16 protein-coding genes are annotated in these 18,516 nt (G+C 39.8%); 12 read left to right on the top strand and 4 right to left on the bottom strand.

The genetic code is table 11. The annotated features are described in order from the left end of the window. Positions 1-5 precede the first annotated feature (5 nt). Positions 6-1,433, top strand: coding sequence for a tetratricopeptide repeat protein (locus GQR39_RS01760; protein WP_165734648.1), 1,428 nt, complete (start codon positions 6-8; stop codon positions 1,431-1,433). A gap of 579 nt (positions 1,434-2,012) precedes the next feature. Here GQR39_RS01760 and zapE read toward each other — a convergent pair. Beyond that, complete coding sequence (gene zapE, locus GQR39_RS01765; protein ID WP_165734649.1) at positions 2,013-3,122, bottom strand: cell division protein ZapE; 1,110 nt, start codon at positions 3,120-3,122, stop codon at positions 2,013-2,015. Positions 3,123-3,181: 59 nt separating this feature from the next. On the opposite strand from zapE, the gene rsuA reads away from it, so the two are divergent. The 3 genes from rsuA to GQR39_RS01780 all read left to right on the top strand — a co-directional run bounded on the left by rsuA (position 3,182) and on the right by GQR39_RS01780 (position 5,962). Continuing rightward, positions 3,182-3,880 carry a 16S rRNA pseudouridine(516) synthase RsuA gene (rsuA, locus tag GQR39_RS01770; protein ID WP_165734650.1) on the top strand — a complete coding sequence of 233 codons (699 nt, stop codon included), beginning with the start codon at positions 3,182-3,184 and terminating at the stop codon, positions 3,878-3,880. Positions 3,881-4,266: 386 nt separating this feature from the next. Further along, positions 4,267-4,920 (top strand): bifunctional tRNA pseudouridine(32) synthase/23S rRNA pseudouridine(746) synthase RluA, encoded by a 654-nt coding sequence (gene rluA, locus GQR39_RS01775; RefSeq protein WP_024589793.1) that lies wholly within the window; start codon positions 4,267-4,269, stop codon positions 4,918-4,920. Positions 4,921-5,011: 91 nt separating this feature from the next. Then, positions 5,012-5,962: a DUF3530 family protein gene (locus GQR39_RS01780; RefSeq protein ID WP_165734651.1), complete on the top strand. Its 951-nt coding sequence runs from the start codon at positions 5,012-5,014 to the stop codon at positions 5,960-5,962. Here GQR39_RS01780 and djlA read toward each other — a convergent pair. From djlA to GQR39_RS01795, 3 genes are read right to left on the bottom strand one after another with little or no spacing between them, the layout of a single operon-like run. Beyond that, positions 5,945-6,811, bottom strand: a complete 867-nt coding sequence (djlA, locus tag GQR39_RS01785; protein ID WP_165734652.1) for a co-chaperone DjlA — start codon at positions 6,809-6,811, stop codon at positions 5,945-5,947. The two genes, GQR39_RS01780 and djlA, sit on opposite strands and share 18 nt — an antisense overlap. Before the next feature lie 31 nt (positions 6,812-6,842). Then, positions 6,843-7,499 (bottom strand): N-acetylmuramate alpha-1-phosphate uridylyltransferase MurU, encoded by a 657-nt coding sequence (gene murU / locus GQR39_RS01790; protein WP_165734653.1) that lies wholly within the window; start codon positions 7,497-7,499, stop codon positions 6,843-6,845. Continuing rightward, a complete protein-coding gene (locus GQR39_RS01795) occupies positions 7,496-8,497 on the bottom strand; it encodes a phosphotransferase (RefSeq protein WP_165734654.1) in 1,002 nt (333 codons plus the stop codon). Before GQR39_RS01795 ends, murU begins: the two co-directional genes overlap by 4 nt. Positions 8,498-8,608: 111 nt before the next feature. Between GQR39_RS01795 and lptD the strand changes: the two genes are divergently transcribed. The 8 genes from lptD (at position 8,609) to GQR39_RS01835 (ending at position 18,434) form a co-directional block, all read left to right on the top strand. Beyond that, positions 8,609-10,861: an LPS assembly protein LptD gene (gene lptD, locus GQR39_RS01800; RefSeq protein ID WP_165734655.1), complete on the top strand. Its 2,253-nt coding sequence runs from the start codon at positions 8,609-8,611 to the stop codon at positions 10,859-10,861. A gap of 39 nt (positions 10,862-10,900) precedes the next feature. Further along, positions 10,901-12,196 (top strand): peptidylprolyl isomerase SurA, encoded by a 1,296-nt coding sequence (gene surA, locus GQR39_RS01805; RefSeq protein WP_007585086.1) that lies wholly within the window; start codon positions 10,901-10,903, stop codon positions 12,194-12,196. A 2-nt stretch (positions 12,197-12,198) separates the two neighbouring features. Next, positions 12,199-13,191 (top strand): 4-hydroxythreonine-4-phosphate dehydrogenase PdxA, encoded by a 993-nt coding sequence (pdxA, locus tag GQR39_RS01810; RefSeq protein WP_165721167.1) that lies wholly within the window; start codon positions 12,199-12,201, stop codon positions 13,189-13,191. Continuing rightward, entirely contained in the window at positions 13,188-13,994 is an 807-nt protein-coding gene (gene rsmA / locus GQR39_RS01815) for a 16S rRNA (adenine(1518)-N(6)/adenine(1519)-N(6))-dimethyltransferase RsmA (protein WP_007585090.1), read from the top strand. Before pdxA ends, rsmA begins: the two co-directional genes overlap by 4 nt. Then, positions 13,978-14,367, top strand: a complete 390-nt coding sequence (gene apaG, locus GQR39_RS01820; RefSeq protein WP_007585091.1) for a Co2+/Mg2+ efflux protein ApaG — start codon at positions 13,978-13,980, stop codon at positions 14,365-14,367. The genes rsmA and apaG overlap by 17 nt, the downstream gene beginning before the upstream one ends. Before the next feature lie 8 nt (positions 14,368-14,375). Further along, entirely contained in the window at positions 14,376-15,194 is an 819-nt protein-coding gene (locus GQR39_RS01825) for a symmetrical bis(5'-nucleosyl)-tetraphosphatase (RefSeq protein ID WP_165734656.1), read from the top strand. A 136-nt stretch (positions 15,195-15,330) separates the two neighbouring features. Next, complete coding sequence (locus tag GQR39_RS01830) at positions 15,331-17,346, top strand: methyl-accepting chemotaxis protein (protein WP_101163650.1); 2,016 nt, start codon at positions 15,331-15,333, stop codon at positions 17,344-17,346. A gap of 635 nt (positions 17,347-17,981) precedes the next feature. Next, positions 17,982-18,434, top strand: a complete 453-nt coding sequence (locus GQR39_RS01835) for a transposase (protein WP_165734657.1) — start codon at positions 17,982-17,984, stop codon at positions 18,432-18,434. Positions 18,435-18,516: the final 82 nt, after the last annotated feature.

The raw sequence follows: 18,516 nt of genomic DNA on the forward strand, positions 1-18,516 counted from the left end.
AAAATATGAATATATTTAAAACGCTAAAACCATTAACTCGCGCAGTTATCACTACTTTAATGTGCTCATTCCCTTTATTAGGTGTAAGTAGCGTGCATGCAAGCGCTGCTAGTACGCCATTAAAAAGTACGCCACTAAAAGTAACGTTATCGCCTAGCGATCCAACATGGCAATTAGCTATAAATAATAAATTACTGGGCTCTACAGAAGTTCTGATTGAGCCTAACGAGCGCGGTTTTGCTCGCCAAGTACAACCACTATTGCAAGCTGGTAATTACAGTGAAGTCGCTACGCTATTTAAAGGCCGTGATATAAGCGAAGATAGCACTGCTTTAAACTTATTACGTGCACAAGTACTGCTTTCAACAAAAGACTTTAACAACGCTGAACGAGCTTACTTGGCGTGTTTAAAAGCCTCACCTGATTTAGTAAAAGCACACCAAGGTTTGAGCCTTTTATACATGCAACAAGCAAAGTATGACAAAGCGCAAACACACCTAGTTCATAGTATTGAGCTTGGCCAAGCTGACGCACAAAGTTATGCGCAACTTGCTTATATACACGTGCAGCACAGCCAACCTTGGAGCGCAGTAGCGGCGTACCGCCAAGCGCTTATGCTAGCGCCAGAAACAAGTCAATATCAACAAGGGCTATTGTTTGCGTTAATTGAATCGGGTGATTTAAGTCAGGCAAATGCATTATTAAAAGAATTACTCAATAAAACCCCTGATAAAGCTGAACTTTGGTTGCAACGTGCGCAAATAGCATTACAGCTTGATCAAAAAAAGCAAGCGCTTGCTGCTATTGAAGTGGCCCTAAAACTCAACCCTAAAGATACCAGTAACCAGCTTTTAGCAGCCCAGCTACACTTAAGTGAAGGCAGCACTGAACGCGCTGTTAGTTTATTAAAGCAAGGTTTAAAACACGCCACTAAACAGCAGCGAGTTGAGGTTATTAATACCACGGTGCAAACTTTAGGCTGGCTTGTATCTCAACAAAAATGGGATTTAGCTAAAGAACTAATAAGCAGCGCAAAAAGATTAACTAAGCAACTACCCCGTGATGAACAAGCGCAGTTTTCTGTATACAGCGCACAAATTGCTATGCAGCAAGGTAATACTAAACGTGCTCTTAAAAGCTTAAATAACGCACTTAAAATAAACCCGAATTTAGGTGATGCCCTACTTAGTTTAGCGAGTATTTATCGTAGTAAAAGCCAAATTACCCAAGCAAAACTTATGTACGTTCGTGCACAAGCCCTACCTGATTACCAACTATCAGCATGGCTTGGATTATCGCAAATAGCGATTGATTCTAAAGATTACCCGAGCGCGCTAAAGCATCTTAGAAAAGCATTACAAGCCAACCCACAACGCCAGGATTTGATTACTAATATTCGCGCCCTTGAGAATATAGTGCGCCAAGAAGGGTAAGTTTAACACCGTGGTTAAATTTACCCTTCTTGGCGCACAGCTTGCTGGCGTGATGGGCAAAGCTCGTAATTTCTATGTTTTAATGTCTTCTCATTTACTCCTCTTTTGCTTCTCTTTGTGCAATAAGTTTTTAGATAATTTGTTCACAAAGAGGTTTAGAGGGCGCTTCGCTTTAGAGAAACCAATAAGTAAGCAGTTATAAATATTAAAAGCTGCGCTTTTCGCGTGAGCAAGCTCTACGCCTACCGGTAAAATTTGACGCCGTGGTTAAACTGACTTGTAGACGCACAGCTTGCTGGCTGTGACGAGCAAAGCTCGTAATTTCTATGCTTTAATGTTTTCTCATTTACTCCTCATTGTGCAATAAGATCTTAAGTGATTTATTCACAAAGAGGTTTAGAGGGCGCTTCGCTTTAGAGAAGTAAAAATACATAATTACTATTGTTTTAATGTCTTCTCATTTACTCCTCTTTTGCTTCTCTTTGTGCAATGAGATTTTAAGTGATTTATTCACAAAGAGGTTTAGAGGGAGCTGCGCTTCTCACGTGAGCAAGCTCGTTTACAATATATTTTAAAGCGTTACCAATTTTGCATTTCGACTATCCGTGATCGCGTGCGTGCATATTCAAAGCTCAACTTTTTACCTTTATATAAATGTTCAATGTCGGTTTCTGCATTTATCACTAGCAATTTATGGCAATCGTAAAACTCATCTACTAAGGCAATAAACCGCCGTGCTTCGTCGTCAAAAGTGTGCTCATCAAGCGTTTGCTTTTCGCGTTGGTAGCTATCTTCAATGCCATGCACAATAACTTTACCCGTTGCTTTAACACCCATTTGCGGCACGTTCGATACATATAACACATCAAATTGCGTTGCTAAAAACATATAATCGTTAGCACTACGTGGGCCTGAACATAGCGCCATAAAATCAATCATCAAGGCGTTATCGGCTCTTAATAAATAAGGTAAATCGCGCCCATGCACAGTAATTGTATTGCTACATGTTACTACTGGATACGAAGCTAAAAACTCATTTTTAAAATCGTGATTTGATAAATTAATAAAATAGTGACGACTGTTTTTACCATATCTAAAACGGTGATCGTCCTCCCCTGCCACGCTAATTATATGGCAATGACTATTAATTAAATCGATAGTAGGTAAAAATCGCGGCCGTTGCAGGCCGTTGTAATAAAGCTGCTCTGGCTTTGCGTTCGATGTGGCCACCAGCACAACACCTTGTTCAAACAACGCATTGAACAATCTGGCCATAATCATGGCATCGCCAATGTCGCTCACAAAAAACTCGTCAAAACACAATACACGAATATTTTTAGCCCACTGTTTTGCAATTAGAATGAGTGGATTTTTTTGACCTTGTAGCTGCGAAAGTTGGGCATGCACTTGTGCTATAAAATGATGAAAATGCAGCCGCTGCTTTTGCTCAATAGGTAGGTTTTTATAAAATAAATCCATTAACATGGATTTACCACGCCCTACGGGTCCGTATAAATAAACACCTTTTATTAAAGTCGCTTTTTGCCACCATGATGTGTGAGCTTGAAGTTGCTCGCTTAGCGTATTTAAAGCTTCCACTGCATTTTGCTGCGCAGCATCAAAACACAGTTCACCTGTGTCTATTTTTGCTTGGTAAAGGCTTAAAATTTGTGTGCTGTGCACTGTCATGGTATTTCACTATCGGCTATAATCGCGCCCATTGTAGCCGACTAAAAATGTGAACCAAAATGAAATTCCCTTGCCGCTTAGATAAATTTATTAGCCACTTAGCTGAAATACCGCGTACCCAAGCTCGCGCGAGTATTAAGCGAAAAGAAGTAAGCGTTAATGGCGAAGTAATCACATCACATAATTTTCAGCTAGCCCAGCAAGATGAAGTACTGCACCAAGGTGCGCCTTTGGTATTTTTAGGTAAGCGCTATTACATGCTAAATAAACCTGTTGGCTATGTATGTGCTAACAGTGACGAGCTACATAAAACCGTTTTTGACTTACTTGATGAGCCAAATATGAGTGACTTTCATGTGGCAGGTCGTCTTGATATAGATACGACAGGGTTAGTTATTATTACTAATGATGGTGATTGGTCACATAAAATTACGGCACCTAAAAGCAATAAATTTAAAACCTACCTAGTAGAAACTCAAGAGCCGATTACCGATGAAGCCCTTGAGCAATTACGCACAGGTGTCATGCTGCATAACGAAAAAGATTTAACCCGCCCAGCTATTGCCGAACGACTTGCTAATTACGGCCTACGTTTATCAATAAGTGAAGGAAAGTATCATCAAGTTAAGCGTATGCTTTACGCGGTAGATAACAAAGTAGTTGAGCTGCATCGCGAGCAAATTGCGGAAATTACCCTAGATGAAAACTTGGCTAGTGGTGAATATCGATTATTAACAGCGCAAGAAATTAAGCTATAAAAGTGCTTTAAAGGAGCCTAAGTTTGGATATACTAGGGCGTGTTGAACTTTGTGGATTGAAATTTGTTCAATCTAGGGGCGATTTAATCGCGGCGCGAGGTTTGTAACCTAGTGGGCTAAGTAAAAATCGAGCAACAAAGAGTTAATCGCCCCTAGAAAGAACCCAAAGGGCAGAGCATGTTTGGCATTTATGCTGCGTTATCGCCTAATTATGGGGAATAACCACACTACATAGGCTCTGCCTTGCCTAAAAACCAAACATACTACTGCAAATTCAACCACCAACGTTCAACACGCCCTAACTAAAACAATATAGCCAAACTTTTACTTGAGCCTGTTGGCCTGCTCTACTAAAATAGCGACCTTCAAAATTACTAAGGTCGGCCGTGTTAGTTAATTACAATCCCCCTATGAGTCCGTATTTAACGATACTTTTTCAGGATGACGACTTACTGATAGTTAATAAACCAAGTGAGTTATTAACTGTCCCAGGTAAAGATCCTAAACATGCCGACAGCTTAATTAATCGTGTTAATCGTGTTTTTCCAACAGCAAGAATAGTGCACCGCTTAGATATGGCGACTTCTGGCATACTGTGCCTTGCCATGAATAAAGCAGCACACAGACATTTAAGTATGCAGTTTCAAGAGCGCGAAACAGCTAAACGTTACATAGCACGTGTATACGGACAACTTGAAGCTGAAACAGGATCAGTAGATTTACCCCTTATTTGTGATTGGCCTAATCGCCCAAAACAAATGGTTGATCACGACAGAGGTAAACCTTCGCTTACGCATTTCAAAATACTTGAGCGTGAAGAAAATGCAACCCGTGTAGAGCTAACTCCCATCACTGGTCGCTCGCATCAACTACGTGTGCATATGTTAAGCCTTGGTCATCCTATTTTAGGTGATAGACTTTACGCCCACAAAGAGGCACTTGCTGCCGCTCCTCGCTTACAATTACATGCACAAATGCTGCAATTAAAGCACCCTGTAACTGAGCAAGTACTTACTTTTGAAGCCGAATTAGAGTTTTAAAGGTTCAAATTTACTAGCTAATTCGCTCTATACATTAAACTTTTAGATAACCTTGCCGATACCTAACTAATTGTCATTAGTTAGGTGCGTTATGCTATTTTCACGGTTTTTAAAAGGCGCTTTTTATATACAGCTCAGCTGTGCGCTACTTTTAGCTAACCCTATCAGCGCGGCGGAACATATTGCCCCACCTAGCCTATCAAGTATTGAAAATAGCGACATTGAGCGACTTCTTCCAAGCGATGAAATAAAACCAATATTAGCGGGTGAAACAGAATTTTTAAGTCTTTATAGCGAATATATGAGCGCTGATTTTAGAGGAGTCGTATTACTTATACCCGATTGGCACTCTTCACCTACCAATAACTCAGGCATGAGTTACTTGCGTAAAGAGCTTAATAATTTAGGTTACAGCACCTACGCAATGACAGTGCCCGACATTGATTGGCAAACTAGTAAAATGGCAGAAACAACGCCCAGCGAAACCGAAGCTGCGCCGAGTAACGCCGAGGAACCTGCATCGTCCGACACAACAGCAAACGCCCAATCGCAGCCTGCAAAAGTAAAAGAAGAACCTCATTACGTTAATGTAATTGAAAAAGTAACTGACGACATACTTGATAACTATAAAATAAATCTCATCTCTCGTTTTAATGCGCTGTATCAAACCGCTATGGAAGATTCGAGTAATATAGTGGTTATAGCACAAGGCACGAGTGCGGGTGTGTTGTTGGAGTACTATGCAGATTTTCCAGATGAGAGACTGGATGCGTTTATAAGTTTAAGCAGTTATCTACCTAATACCAAGCGTAACGAAAGCTTGAGCCAAACGGCATCACTTGTTGCACCCGCTTTGCTTGATATTTACTACGCAAATGACAGCACAGACATTTTAATGAGCCTTAAAAATCGTCAGCGCTGGGTTAACCGAAATGCAAAGTTTGATTACCGCCAACGCCAGTTGTTTGGCCTGCGCGATCAACCCGATCAACACGCACGCCTAACAAAAGAAATAGACGGTTTTTTACGCCGACTTTTTTAAATACTCATAAGCAGCTTGAATATCTTGGCTCTTTTTAACAGCCAGTTCCATCATGTGTTTTGGTAGGCCTTGCGACACTAACTTATCAGGGTGGTGTTGCGACATAAGTTTACGGTACGCTACTTTTATATCACGCTGCGTTGCATCGCTATTTAAACCTAATAACGCCAATGCTTGCGCACGGTTCATGTTATTATTTGGCGGTACATGGTGCCCAGAACCTTCACGGTAACTACTACTTTGACCTTGGTTTTGTTGCTGCTGATTAAACTGCTGTTGTTGCTTTCTAAAGTTAAACTCTGCTTGGTAGCGCTTTAATACAAATGCAAAACGTGTTTTAGAAATACCTAACTGTTTACTTACTTCTGCTAATAATTGCTTTTCTTGTTCGGCTAATACCCCGTCAGAAAATGCCATTTGAATTTGTATTTCTAAAAACAACTGTATTAGATCGTTTCGTTTAGCAAAGCGTTCTTTAAAATCGTGTACTGTTTCTTTAAGTGAAAAGTCGCTCTCTTTACCTGACTGAAATGCATGTTGTGCTTCGCGGCGTTCTTCGCCCTTTAAGCCCATTTCATCCATAAACAAGTTAGCCGCTTTTATATGTACTTCGCTGACTCGACCATTCGACTTCGCAATGTGCCCCATGACAGCAAAGCAGCTTGAAAAGAATAAAGCTTGGCGCTCGTGAACATCGTCACCACTAAATAAGCTAGAAAAACCACCTGCTTTATCAAAGTTATTTTTTAAGCTTTTATCAAATAAATGACCTAGGTATAAACCTAAAATGGCACCAAATATTTTGCCAAACATAAAGCCAAAACAAAAACCGAGAATTTTTCCCCACATCTATAATACTGCCTTCTTAAAAATTGAGTTATTACGCCTCAAGGCGCGTGTTTAATTGGTTTAAACGCTCTGGTGTACCAATGTCATCCCACTGCCCTATATAGAGCTCAGTTGAGACTAAATGTTCATTTAGCTTTTCACGTAAAATAGGCCCTAAAGGGCGAATACCTTGCGTTAATCCTTTAAAAAAATCAGCCTGATACCGGCCAATCCCTGAAAATGTATATTTTTGACTCTCGGCCGATAAATGGCTCAATGCAAAGTCGCCATCTGGATTGTGTGGCGGGTTTTCTATAAGCACTATGTGCGCCTCGCCGGGTTGTAAATGAAGTTGCATTAGCGCACTTACATCATAATCTGTGTATACATCGCCATTTACTACAATGAACGAGTCGCCCAACAGCGGTAACGCTTCAATAATACCGCCGGCCGTTTCAAGGCCACCTTCAACTTCTTGGCTATAAAGTATATTTACGCCAAATTGACTGCCATCTTTAAAATAGTCTTTTATTTTATCACCCTGCCACGCAAGGTTTATTACAATATCGGTAATGCCGGCAGCTTTAAGATTATTTATATGGTGCTCAATAAGTGGTTTTTCTGCCACTTTTAACATTGGCTTTGGCATATTTTGCGTAAGCGGCATCATACGCTGTCCGCGCCCTGCAGCTAAAATCATCGCTTTCATGAGCGCTCCTTTGCCAACTTTTCAGTCACTTTTGGCACTATGGTATTTTTTGTCCACTCACTCAATGCTTTAAGCTCTGGGTAATTTGCCGCTACTTCAATAATGTAATCAAGAGTCGGTAGAATATTATCTAAATAACCTGTTTTACCGTCGCGCAAATATAATCGACAAAATATACCCGCAGCCTTTAAGTGGCGCTGTAATCCGGTTAAATCAAACCAATATTTAAACTCATCAAATGAAGTGTTAGCCAGTAGATTTTGAGCCATAAATTCTTGATAAGCAAAATCAAGTAAACTTGTTAATTCTTGTTCTGGCAATTTAAAGTAGCAATCGCGTAGTAGCGATACTAAATCGTAGCAAAGCGGCCCGCGTACAGCATCTTGATAATCTATAATTGCCCACTGGCCGTTACTGTTCATAATATTACGGCTATGGTAATCACGATGAACGGTAACAGTGGGTTGCTCAAGCATGGCCTTTATTAATAGCTCTGAACTTGTTTTCCACATTACGTTTTGTTCTGCGCTTAGTGGCTCATTAATAAAGTCACTCACTAACCACTGGCTAAATATATCAAGCTCTAGCTTTATAAAATCTTCGTTGTACGCTTGCATAGCAGGAGCTGTGGGCGTTTTAGCCCATTGAGCACTTAAACTAATTAGTGCTTGATAGTGCTCGGTGCGGTTTGCATCATCAAGCATGTCAGCTAGGTGCGTACTCCCTAAATCACTAAGAACAAAAAAGCCCTGCTTTTCATCACTTGCAATAATAGTAGGAAGTAAAAAACCTTGTTCAACAAACACCTGATTTAGCGAAATGTAAGGTTCGTTATTCACTTTTTTTGGATCTGAGTCCATCACTATTAAATGCTTATTATCGTGATTTAAACGGTAATAACGGCGAAAACTAGCATCACCCGTGATCGCGTTTAAAGTATGCGACTTGGCATTAAGCTGTGTGTTTATAAATTGTTGTAAATTCTCAAAGCGTGTCATTTTATAAGATATCTATTTTTCACTAAGTTAATTAGGTCAATTACTGTAATTGCCATTATTTTCCTTTATTATGTGTATATTATATTAAACACACAGTATTAAGGTCGATAAATGAGCAAAACCTGGGGCATATTGATGCTAAGCGTAGTTAGCGCACCATCGCTTGCCGAAACTGAACTGGCACACAATCTTTGTGGCATTTCAATGCAAACCAGAGCTTGGCAACCACTTGAAGGCCTTAACCTTGGTGAAGTTGATATTCAAGCTGATGATGTTGAGCTACTTGGCACTCAAAGCGCTGAATTTACCGGCAATGTTGATATTAACACCCTTAAGATGAGTTTGTCCGCACAAACTGCGTTGATAGACAAACAGCGTGGTTTATTAAATGCAACGGGGCCAATTACTTATCAAGATTACGTAAGTAAAGTAAACAGCACCGGATTAAATGCCGATTTAAATAATTCAGAAGTCAGTTTGTTAGGCGCCGACTACAGCCTAACCGAACAACAAGGTAAAGGCGGCGCTGAAAAGCTCACTGTTAATCAGTCTGGCCTATTACTCATGAATGCAAGCTTTACTACTTGCCCAAGTGACACCCCAGTATGGGAAATTGAAGCTGACGAAATAAACCTTTCACGCGAAGAAGGCTGGGGCGAAACATATAACGCCGTATTACGTATTCTCGATACACCGGTTTTATATTTACCTTATTTTACATTCCCGCTAGATGAACGCCGTAAATCGGGTTTACTTACCCCGACTATTTCAAGCTCTGATAAATACGGCCTTGAAACAATTACGCCGTACTATTTAAATATTGCACCTAATTTTGATGCCACTATTACGCCTCGTTATATGTCTAATAAAGGGCTGCAATTACAAACCGAATTTAGATACCTAACAGAGCAACACGAAGGCTTAGTAGGAATTGAATATTTAGATAGTGATGATTCAGAGCCAGACTTGAATGAACGCTATATATTTCATTGGCAACAGCAAAGTTATCTGGGTGAAAACTGGCGCGCAAACGTTGATGTAACCAATGTGAGCGATGATAACTACATCACCGATTTAAGCTCAAATTATGCCAGTAAAACCGATACACAGCTTTATCGTACTGGTTCACTAACTCATTTGGGTGAAACATGGCGCACCGATATTAAAGTACAAAACTTTGAAGTATTGGGCGATCACTTAGAGTCATACACTGCGGTACCACAAATTAATTTTACGCAAACTGCGCCTTGGCGTTTTGATAATTTTGATTTTAGTGTGTCGGGCGAGATTAGCCATTTTACTAATGATTCATCAGAAGTGGCCATAGACAACGCAACACGTGTACACGTAGAGCCAAAAGCCCGCTACAACTACGCAACGCATGCGTGGTCATTTTTATCTGAAGTGAGCTTATTGCAAACTAATTATAAGCAAAGCGGAAACTTAACAGGCACGCAATACAGCGATACCGTATCGCGTACTATTCCTAAAGTACGTTTGTATTCTCAGCTTAATTTTGAGCGTGACGCATCTTACTTTTTTGAAGATGCTATACAAACACTAGAGCCGCAAATTCAATATTTATATACACCTAATAAAGACCAGTCAGACATTGGCTTGTTTGATACAACCAAGCTACAAGACGATTATTATGGTTTATTTAGAGACGTGCGCTTTTCGGGTGTTGACCGCATAGCAGCAGCGAATCAGTTTACTTTAGGTGCTACAACGCGCCTATTTGATAAAAAACAAGAAGAAGTATTTAATTTTAGTGCCGGCCAAATATTTTATTTAAGTGACGATGCCAAGCCAACAGAGCAAGGCTTGAACTCAGACACTAATTATAATGCACTATTTGCAGCTCAAACCATGTTACATTGGCACCGCCGTTGGTACCTCGCTGGAGGTATTCAATACGATACAGATGGCAAGCAAATGGTACAGTCAAATGTAACACTTGATTATAAAGGTGATAATAATCAGCTAGTACAATTGAACCATCGCTATGCAAATGATGTCTCAGGAAATACAATCGAGCAAGCAGGTGTATTTACAAGTATTCCTATTAGCGACGAATGGCAATTTATTGCAAGCTATCATCGAGATCTTGAAAACAACAGAAGTATCGAAGTATTGAGCGGATTACAGTATGAATCATGCTGTTGGGCTATCCAAATTACTGGGCACCGCCAAATTGAAACAGATTTAAATCAATCAATAGGCCAAGAACAAGCAACTTTTGATTCAGGTATTAGTTTGAATTTTGTATTAAAAGGACTTGGCAGTAAAAGCCGTTATGATGCACAAAAATTATTACAACAAGGTATTTTTGGCTATCGTAGACCGTATTTTCTTAGTAACTAGTATCACAACAGTACTATCAGCAAGAGTAGTAAAAAGAATATGAATTTAAAAAAATTATTAACATCAGCAGTTTTAAGTGCCAGCCTTTGTCAAAGTGCAATGGCCGCACCAGTAGAAATAGATAAAGTTATTGGCGTTGTAAACCAAGGCGTAATTTTAAAAAGCGAAGTAGACACCATTATTAATCGTGTTAAAAAGCAAGCCGAAGAACAAAACCAGCAATTACCAAAAGATGAAACTCTTCGTGTACAAGCTGTTGAGCGTTTAGTTAATCAAGCCCTTATGATACAAATGGCTGAACGTATGGGATTACAAATCTCAGACAGCCAACTCGATCAAACTCTTGCAAGCATGGCACAAGAGCAAGGCGGAACAATTGCCGATTTACGCCGTACTATTGAAGGTTCGGGTGAAAGCTTTCAAGCTTACCGTGAAGAAATTCGTAAAGAAATAACAACGCAGCAAGTAACACGTGCAAGTGTCGATCGCCGTATTTATATTAGCGAGCAAGAAGTTGATAACCTTTTAAAAATTATGGAAACCCAAGGTCAAAGTGCTGAAGAGTACGACATAGGTCATATTTTAATAGATATCCCTAACGATGCGAACGCTGACGAAATTGCTGGCGCAAAAACACGCGCAGATAAAGTTATTGAGCTATTAAACGATGGCCAAGAATTTAAGCGTATTGCTATTTCATCATCAAGCGGCTCTAAAGCACTTGAAGGTGGACAGCTTGGTTACATGGGCATTAACGAAATGCCATCGCTTTTTGCTGAAGCAGTAAAAGGCCAAAAGAAAGGCGCTATTGTTGGCCCTCTTCGCTCTGGTGCCGGTTTTCATATCATTAAAGTACAAGATGTTCGTGGCCTACAAGTTGTAGAAACAACTGAAGTGCGTTCACGCCATATACTAATTAAACCTTCGATTATTTTAAGTGAAGAAAAAGCACGCTCTATGCTTGCTGGCTTTGCAAAAGATTTACGCGCAGGAACTGCCGACTTTGGCAAGTTAGCTAAAGAATACTCAGAAGATCCAGGCTCTGCACTTAAAGGTGGCGAATACGATTGGACTGATCCAACAACTTACGTACCTGCGTTTAAAGATACTCTGCTTTCTCTTAAGCAAGACGAAATAAGCGAACCGTTTAGAACACAGTTTGGTTGGCATATTGTGCAGTTACTTGGTAAACGTGTAGCTGATAAAACTGAGCTAGCTAAACGTAACCGTGCTCACGGTATGTTGTTTAACCGTAAATTTAAGGAAGAAAGTTTTAACTGGCAGCAAGAAATGCGCGAGCAAGCTCACGTTGAAATTTTCACAGCAGACCAATAAATATGACTCTAAGAATTGCTATTACACCGGGTGAACCAGCCGGTATTGGCCCAGATTTGCTACTCACGCTTGCTCAGCAAGCGTGGGACGCTCAACTTATAGCGATTGCCGATGGCAAACTATTAAAAGAGCGCGCAAAACATTTAGGCTTAACAATAAACTTAATTGAATTTGATGATAATGCCCCAGCCATCGCAGCACCTGCTGGCAGCTTGTATATTCATCAGGTTGATTTAGGGGTTGATGTAGAACTTGGCGTACTAAACGACGGTAACGGACAATACGTGTTAGATACCTTGCGTATAGCAAGCGAAAAAAACATGGATGGCACCTTCGATGCAGTTGTTACAGGCCCGGTTCACAAAGGCATAATTAACAAAGCAGGTATTTCGTTTAGTGGGCACACTGAGTACTTTGCGCAGCAATCAAATACTGCTGATGTAGTTATGATGCTTGCAACAGAGGGCTTACGCGTTGCACTTGTAACCACGCATATTCCACTAGCGTATGTATCGCGTGCAATTACACCTGAGCGTTTAACTAAAGTAGCGGGTATTTTAAATCACGACTTACAAACTAAGTTTGGTATAGAAAAACCACGTATTTTAGTGTGTGGCTTAAATCCGCATGCCGGTGAAGATGGTCATTTAGGTCGTGAAGAAATAGAAACAATCACGCCAACGCTTGAGATACTTAGAAGCGAAGGTATGAATTTAATTGGCCCACTACCGGCCGATACCTTATTTCAAGATAAATACCTATCTGAAGCAGATGCAGTGCTTGCTATGTATCACGATCAGGGATTACCTGTGCTAAAATACAAGGGATTTGGTAAATCGGTAAATATTACCCTTGGCTTACCATTTATCCGCACATCAGTTGACCACGGTACTGCACTCGATTTAGCAGGGACTGGTACAGCTGACGTTGGCAGTTTTGAATTAGCGATCCGCGAAGCAATTAAGCTCGCCCAAGAAAAAGCACAAAATCAATGACCGATAAAGTACATTTAGGACACCGCGCTCGTAAGCGTTTTGGGCAAAACTTTTTATTTGATGAATCTATCATCGACAAAATAGTCTCTGCGATCGATCCTAAACCAGAAGACAACCTAGTAGAAATTGGCCCTGGCCTTGGCGCAATCACTGAGCCAGTAGCCGAATTAAGCGGCCATTTAACGGTTGTTGAATTAGATAAAGATTTAGCGCAGCGATTAATTGAACACCCATTTTTGGGTCCTAAATTAACCGTTAACCAAGGCGATGCAATGACGTTTGACTTTGCAAGCTTGGTTCGCGATGACAAAAAATTAAAAGTGTTTGGTAATCTACCTTACAACATTTCGACACCGTTATTGTTTCATCTTTTTGAATTTTCAGATCATATTGAGCACATGCACTTTATGCTTCAAAAAGAAGTAGTAAAACGCATGGTAGCAGGCCCAGGTAGTAAAACATTTGGCCGCTTAAGCGTAATGACTCAATACTACTGTAATGCAATGCCGGTTGTTGAAGTACCACCTGAGTGCTTTAAACCAGCGCCAAAAGTTGACTCTGCTGTTATACGTTTAATACCTAAAAAGCCAGAGCAACGTACAGCAAAAAGCGTTAAAATATTAAACACAGTGTGTTTAGAAGCCTTTAATCAACGCCGTAAAACACTGCGTAACAGTTTAGGTAATTTACTAACTGCTGAAGAGCTTACTAGCATTGGCATTGATATAACGCTGCGTGCTGAGCGCTTATCTTTACAACAATTTATTGATATAGCTAACTGGATTTATGACAACAAGCAGTAATATTGGATCACCTGTAAAGGTATCTGTAGAAACATTTTACGTAGAAGGTCAATCTCAACCTGAGCTTGAAAAATACGTATTTGCTTACTCGGTAACAATTAAAAACCATAGTTTATGCAGTGCAAAATTACTAAGCCGCTATTGGTTAATTACCGATGCCAATGGCAAAGAAGTAGTAGTAGAAGGTGAAGGCGTTGTTGGCGAAATGCCAGACATTGGCCCAGGCGAAAGCTATAAATACACCAGCGGTGCAATTTTAGATACACCTGTAGGCACAATGCAAGGCCACTACACGTTACGCAACGAATTTGGCTCTGAGTTTCAGGCGCCTATTAATGTGTTTCGTTTGGCTTGCCCTAACATTTTGCATTAAGCGCTTAGATGGCAGATTATGCGATAGGTGATTTACAAGGGTGTTTTAGTGAATTTAACACCCTTTTGCAACGGGTTGATTTTAATCCAAGCAAAGATCACCTTTATTTAGTTGGCGACATCGTTGCCCGCGGGCCAGACTCCCTAGCTTGCTTAGACTATATTTACCAACATCAAAATAGCATGACCATCACTTTAGGCAATCACGACCTCCACATGGTTGCCTGCTACTTTCTTAACAAACCTACCAATCCAAAAGATAAACTAAACCCAATATTTGAAAGCCCAAAATTAGCGCATTACATCGCTTTTTTACAAACCCAGCCATTGGCTCTAGAGCTTATAAAACATAACTGCTTTATATCTCATGCAGGATTAAATCCCGATTGGTCTATTGAAAATGCACTAAAACACGCGCAATTTGCACAAAGCTGTTATCAATCAAATAACGCGAAAGCATTTTTTGAACACATGTATCAACCTCACCCTGCAAAGTGGTCAAGCAATCTTGATGACTTTGCAAAATTTAGATACATAGTTAATTATTTTACCCGCATGCGCTTTTTAACAAGTGATAACACACTCGAGCTTAATGCAAAGGGTGCAATAACCGATAGCCAAACATTAACCCCCTGGTTTAACCATCCTAATATTGCTAAAACTAAACACGATATTATTTTTGGCCACTGGGCGGCGCTTGAAGGTAAAACAGATAATCCACGGGTTCACGCCTTAGATACAGGCTGTGTGTGGGGTAACACCATGACCCTAATGGAGCTAAGTACTAAAAAAGTAATTATCGAAAAATCCCACCTTTCGTCTAAATAAACTGAAAAAAAACAGTACATCTGTTAGATTTATCAATTAATAGTTAAAATTAGTTAAAGTAATTGATTTTAATTACTTAACTTATTGGTACAAACGCCGATAAGTCTTAATTGAAGTACTTTTGAGTGGAAATCTTATGAACCTGACAGTAAGCCAACGTATTTGGGGTGGTTTTATATTTATCACACTATTATTATTAATAATTGGTGGTAACTCCTTAATAAAAATTGCAAATATTGACCGCTCCACTCAAAAAGTGAACCAACTATCACTTCCAGCACTAAATAAAAGCTCAGAACTACAAGCCGAATTTATTTTAATGAGTAAAGCCGCTCAAGCGAGTTTTTACACTACTTCTGCAAATGAACTAGCCCCCATTAAAAAACAAGTTCTTGAGCAAAAGCAGTTATTCAATACCCTTCATCGCGAACTTCAAGACGTAGTAAAAAATGATGCAACGCTTAATCAAAGTAGCCAAAATGTAGAAAAAACCTACTTAAGCTTTTTAAGCACAGTTGAAAGCTTATTAGAAGATAAAAGCAAACAGCTAGCATTAAACAAAACATTAAAAGCACAATTAGAAAATATAGAGCTGAGTGCAGAAGATGCCAACTCTGTTGTACTCGATATTATTGACATTGATGGCTTTGAGCAAAACCACCCTCGTGCTTATCAAGCTGCAAACAATTTAGAAAATAACTTTATGTCAGTGGTAAGTAACAGCACTGATATGCTAACTGTTAAAACGCTTAATACACTCGATATTGTTAAAAACGAGCAAACCTATTACCTAGAAGAAGTAACGCGTACCATTGCCTTAATTAAACCGGCTATTGAGCAAACTCATAGCGATTTATACTCAAGCTTAAAAGAAAATGTTGATACTTTAGAAAACAATATAAAAGGTAGTAGTGGTTTAGCTGCAAACAAAAAACGATTAATTGACTCTATTACCCTAACAGAATCTGAGCTTGCCCAGTCAGAGCAAGCTACCAAAATGGCACTTAACCAAATTGATGAGTTAGTTAATCAAGCAAGTGACGTTGCCTTTAAATTACAGCAAGGCGTACGCAGCGACGTAGACTCAGCAAACTTATGGACGTGGGTTGGTATGATTATAGCCACCCTTTTAGCTGTAGCGATTGCTATTATTACTGTTAGCCGTATTACTAAACCACTTGCTGAAGTTAACCGAATTTTAGATATTGTTGCCAGTGGCGACATGACACAACGTTTAGACGACAGCGCTAAAGACGAATTTGGCGAACTATCTAAAAGTTGTAACACCTTAATTGATAACTTACGCAGTCTCATTAAAGGCATTATTTCGCGCTCTACTCAGTTAGCTGCAGCATCAGAACAAACATCTGCAATTACAGCCGAATCAAGCCAAGCAATTCGTAACCAACAAGCACAAGTTGAACAAGCCGCCACTGCAACAACCGAAATGAGCAGTACATCGCAAACGGTTAGCAACAGCGCTCAACAAGCACTTAGCGAAATTAAAAATGCTGATAAAGAAGCTGAGCGCGTTAAAGGTATTTCGAATAACAATAAAGCCACGATTGAACAGTTAGCACGTGAAGTAGACGACGCCTCACAAGTAATTAATAAACTACACCAAGATAGCGCATCAATTGGCAGCATTTTAGATGTAATACGCGGAATAGCGGATCAAACTAACCTACTTGCACTAAATGCCGCAATTGAAGCGGCACGTGCTGGTGAATATGGCCGAGGCTTTGCTGTTGTAGCAGACGAAGTACGCTCTCTAGCAAGTAAAACTCAAGAGTCGACCCAAGAGATACAATCAATGATTGAGTCTCTTCAAACAGGCGCAGAAGCTGCCGTAACAGCAATGAGTAAAGGTAAGCAACGTGCGGTATCGTGTGTTGAGCAAACCGACCTAGCAAGTAGCGCTCTTGATTCTATTACATTTGCGGTTTCGCAAGCTCACGACGTGAGTGAAGAAATTTCGACCGCCGCACTTGAGCAACAACAAGTAGCGCAAGAAATTAGCGAACGCCTTGAGTCGATTGTAGCCATTGCAGAGCAAACAGCCGAAGGCGCAAACCAAACTAATATCTCAAGTTCAGAAGTAGCAAAACTGGCCGAAGAGCTTCGCTTGTCGGTAGACGAATTTAAAGTTTAGGTTTACTAAAACGATTAAAAAACCCCGATGATACTATGTACCATCGGGGTTTTCGTTTATCTGGACTTTAAAAGCGAGATGTAAAACTTTACCTACAGCATATACCAACCTATCGATGCGAATTTACTTCGCGCTCATCAAATTTAACCTTACCAAAAGCGAGGTATAAAACCTCACCTACAATATATACACCCTGTAGGTGCGAATTTACTTCGCACTCTTCTAATTTAACTTTACCAAAAGCGAGGTATAAAACCTCACCTACGATATATGCATCCTGTAGGTGCGAATTTACTTCGCGCTCACCAAATTTAACCTTACCAAAAGCGAGGTATAAAACCTCACCTACAATATATGCCCCCTATAGGTGCGAATTTACTTCGCCTCATCTAACTTAACGTTACCAAAGCGAGGTAATAAAACCTCACCTACAATATATGCACCCTGTAGGTGCGAATTTACTTCGCGCTCATCTAACTTAACTTTATCAAAAGCGAGGTATAAAACCTCACCTACAATATATGCACCCTGTAGGTGCGAATTTACTTCGCGCTCATCTAACCTAACTTTACTTCGCGCTCTCTTAATTTGAAACCTCTGCTACCTTTAATAAAAAGTATTGAAAGACTGTAAAAATGTATCGTTCTGATTTATTGCGAAAAGGCAGAGTATCATTAACAAATCAATTTTACTCAATCACACTAGTGGCGCACAAAAGAGAAAACATATTTATTTCTATGGATATTAATCGTTTGATAATCACAGAAATGAAAAAGATAGAAACGCAAGAAGCAGCTAAAACAATAGCATTTGTAATTATGCCAAATCATATACATTGGCTAATTCAATTAGGAAATAAAAAAGCGCTGTCCGATGTAATTAAGTTATTTAAAGGCCGTTGCTCTAAAGTAACCCGTGACGATTTAGGTATGTATAAATTATGGCAACGTAACTACTATGATCACATGATTAAAAATGAAAACGATTTACTGAACAATGCTAGATATATTATTGCTAATCCTTTGCGGGCTAAAATTGTCGATAAAATTGCTTCATACCCTTACTGGGATTGTATTTATATACAATAAAAAGCTAGGTATAAAACCTCACCTACAACATATACACACCCTATCGATGCGAATTTACTTCGCGCTCATCTAACCTAACTTT

It is taken from the genome of Pseudoalteromonas sp. C8, from assembly GCF_011378685.1.
GTDB lineage: Bacteria > Pseudomonadota > Gammaproteobacteria > Enterobacterales > Alteromonadaceae > Pseudoalteromonas > Pseudoalteromonas arctica.

Coding starts and splice junctions, on each gene's coding strand:
- GQR39_RS01760 (WP_165734648.1), top strand. CDS start 6: ATGAATATATTTAAAACGCTAAAACCATTAACTCGCGCAGTTATCACT.
- zapE (WP_165734649.1), bottom strand. CDS start 3,122: ATGACAGTGCACAGCACACAAATTTTAAGCCTTTACCAAGCAAAAATA.
- rsuA (WP_165734650.1), top strand. CDS start 3,182: ATGAAATTCCCTTGCCGCTTAGATAAATTTATTAGCCACTTAGCTGAA.
- GQR39_RS01780 (WP_165734651.1), top strand. CDS start 5,012: ATGCTATTTTCACGGTTTTTAAAAGGCGCTTTTTATATACAGCTCAGC.
- djlA (WP_165734652.1), bottom strand. CDS start 6,811: ATGTGGGGAAAAATTCTCGGTTTTTGTTTTGGCTTTATGTTTGGCAAA.
- murU (WP_165734653.1), bottom strand. CDS start 7,499: ATGAAAGCGATGATTTTAGCTGCAGGGCGCGGACAGCGTATGATGCCG.
- GQR39_RS01795 (WP_165734654.1), bottom strand. CDS start 8,497: ATGACACGCTTTGAGAATTTACAACAATTTATAAACACACAGCTTAAT.
- lptD (WP_165734655.1), top strand. CDS start 8,609: ATGAGCAAAACCTGGGGCATATTGATGCTAAGCGTAGTTAGCGCACCA.
- surA (WP_007585086.1), top strand. CDS start 10,901: ATGAATTTAAAAAAATTATTAACATCAGCAGTTTTAAGTGCCAGCCTT.
- pdxA (WP_165721167.1), top strand. CDS start 12,199: ATGACTCTAAGAATTGCTATTACACCGGGTGAACCAGCCGGTATTGGC.
- rsmA (WP_007585090.1), top strand. CDS start 13,188: ATGACCGATAAAGTACATTTAGGACACCGCGCTCGTAAGCGTTTTGGG.
- apaG (WP_007585091.1), top strand. CDS start 13,978: ATGACAACAAGCAGTAATATTGGATCACCTGTAAAGGTATCTGTAGAA.
- GQR39_RS01825 (WP_165734656.1), top strand. CDS start 14,376: ATGGCAGATTATGCGATAGGTGATTTACAAGGGTGTTTTAGTGAATTT.
- GQR39_RS01830 (WP_101163650.1), top strand. CDS start 15,331: ATGAACCTGACAGTAAGCCAACGTATTTGGGGTGGTTTTATATTTATC.
- GQR39_RS01835 (WP_165734657.1), top strand. CDS start 17,982: ATGTATCGTTCTGATTTATTGCGAAAAGGCAGAGTATCATTAACAAAT.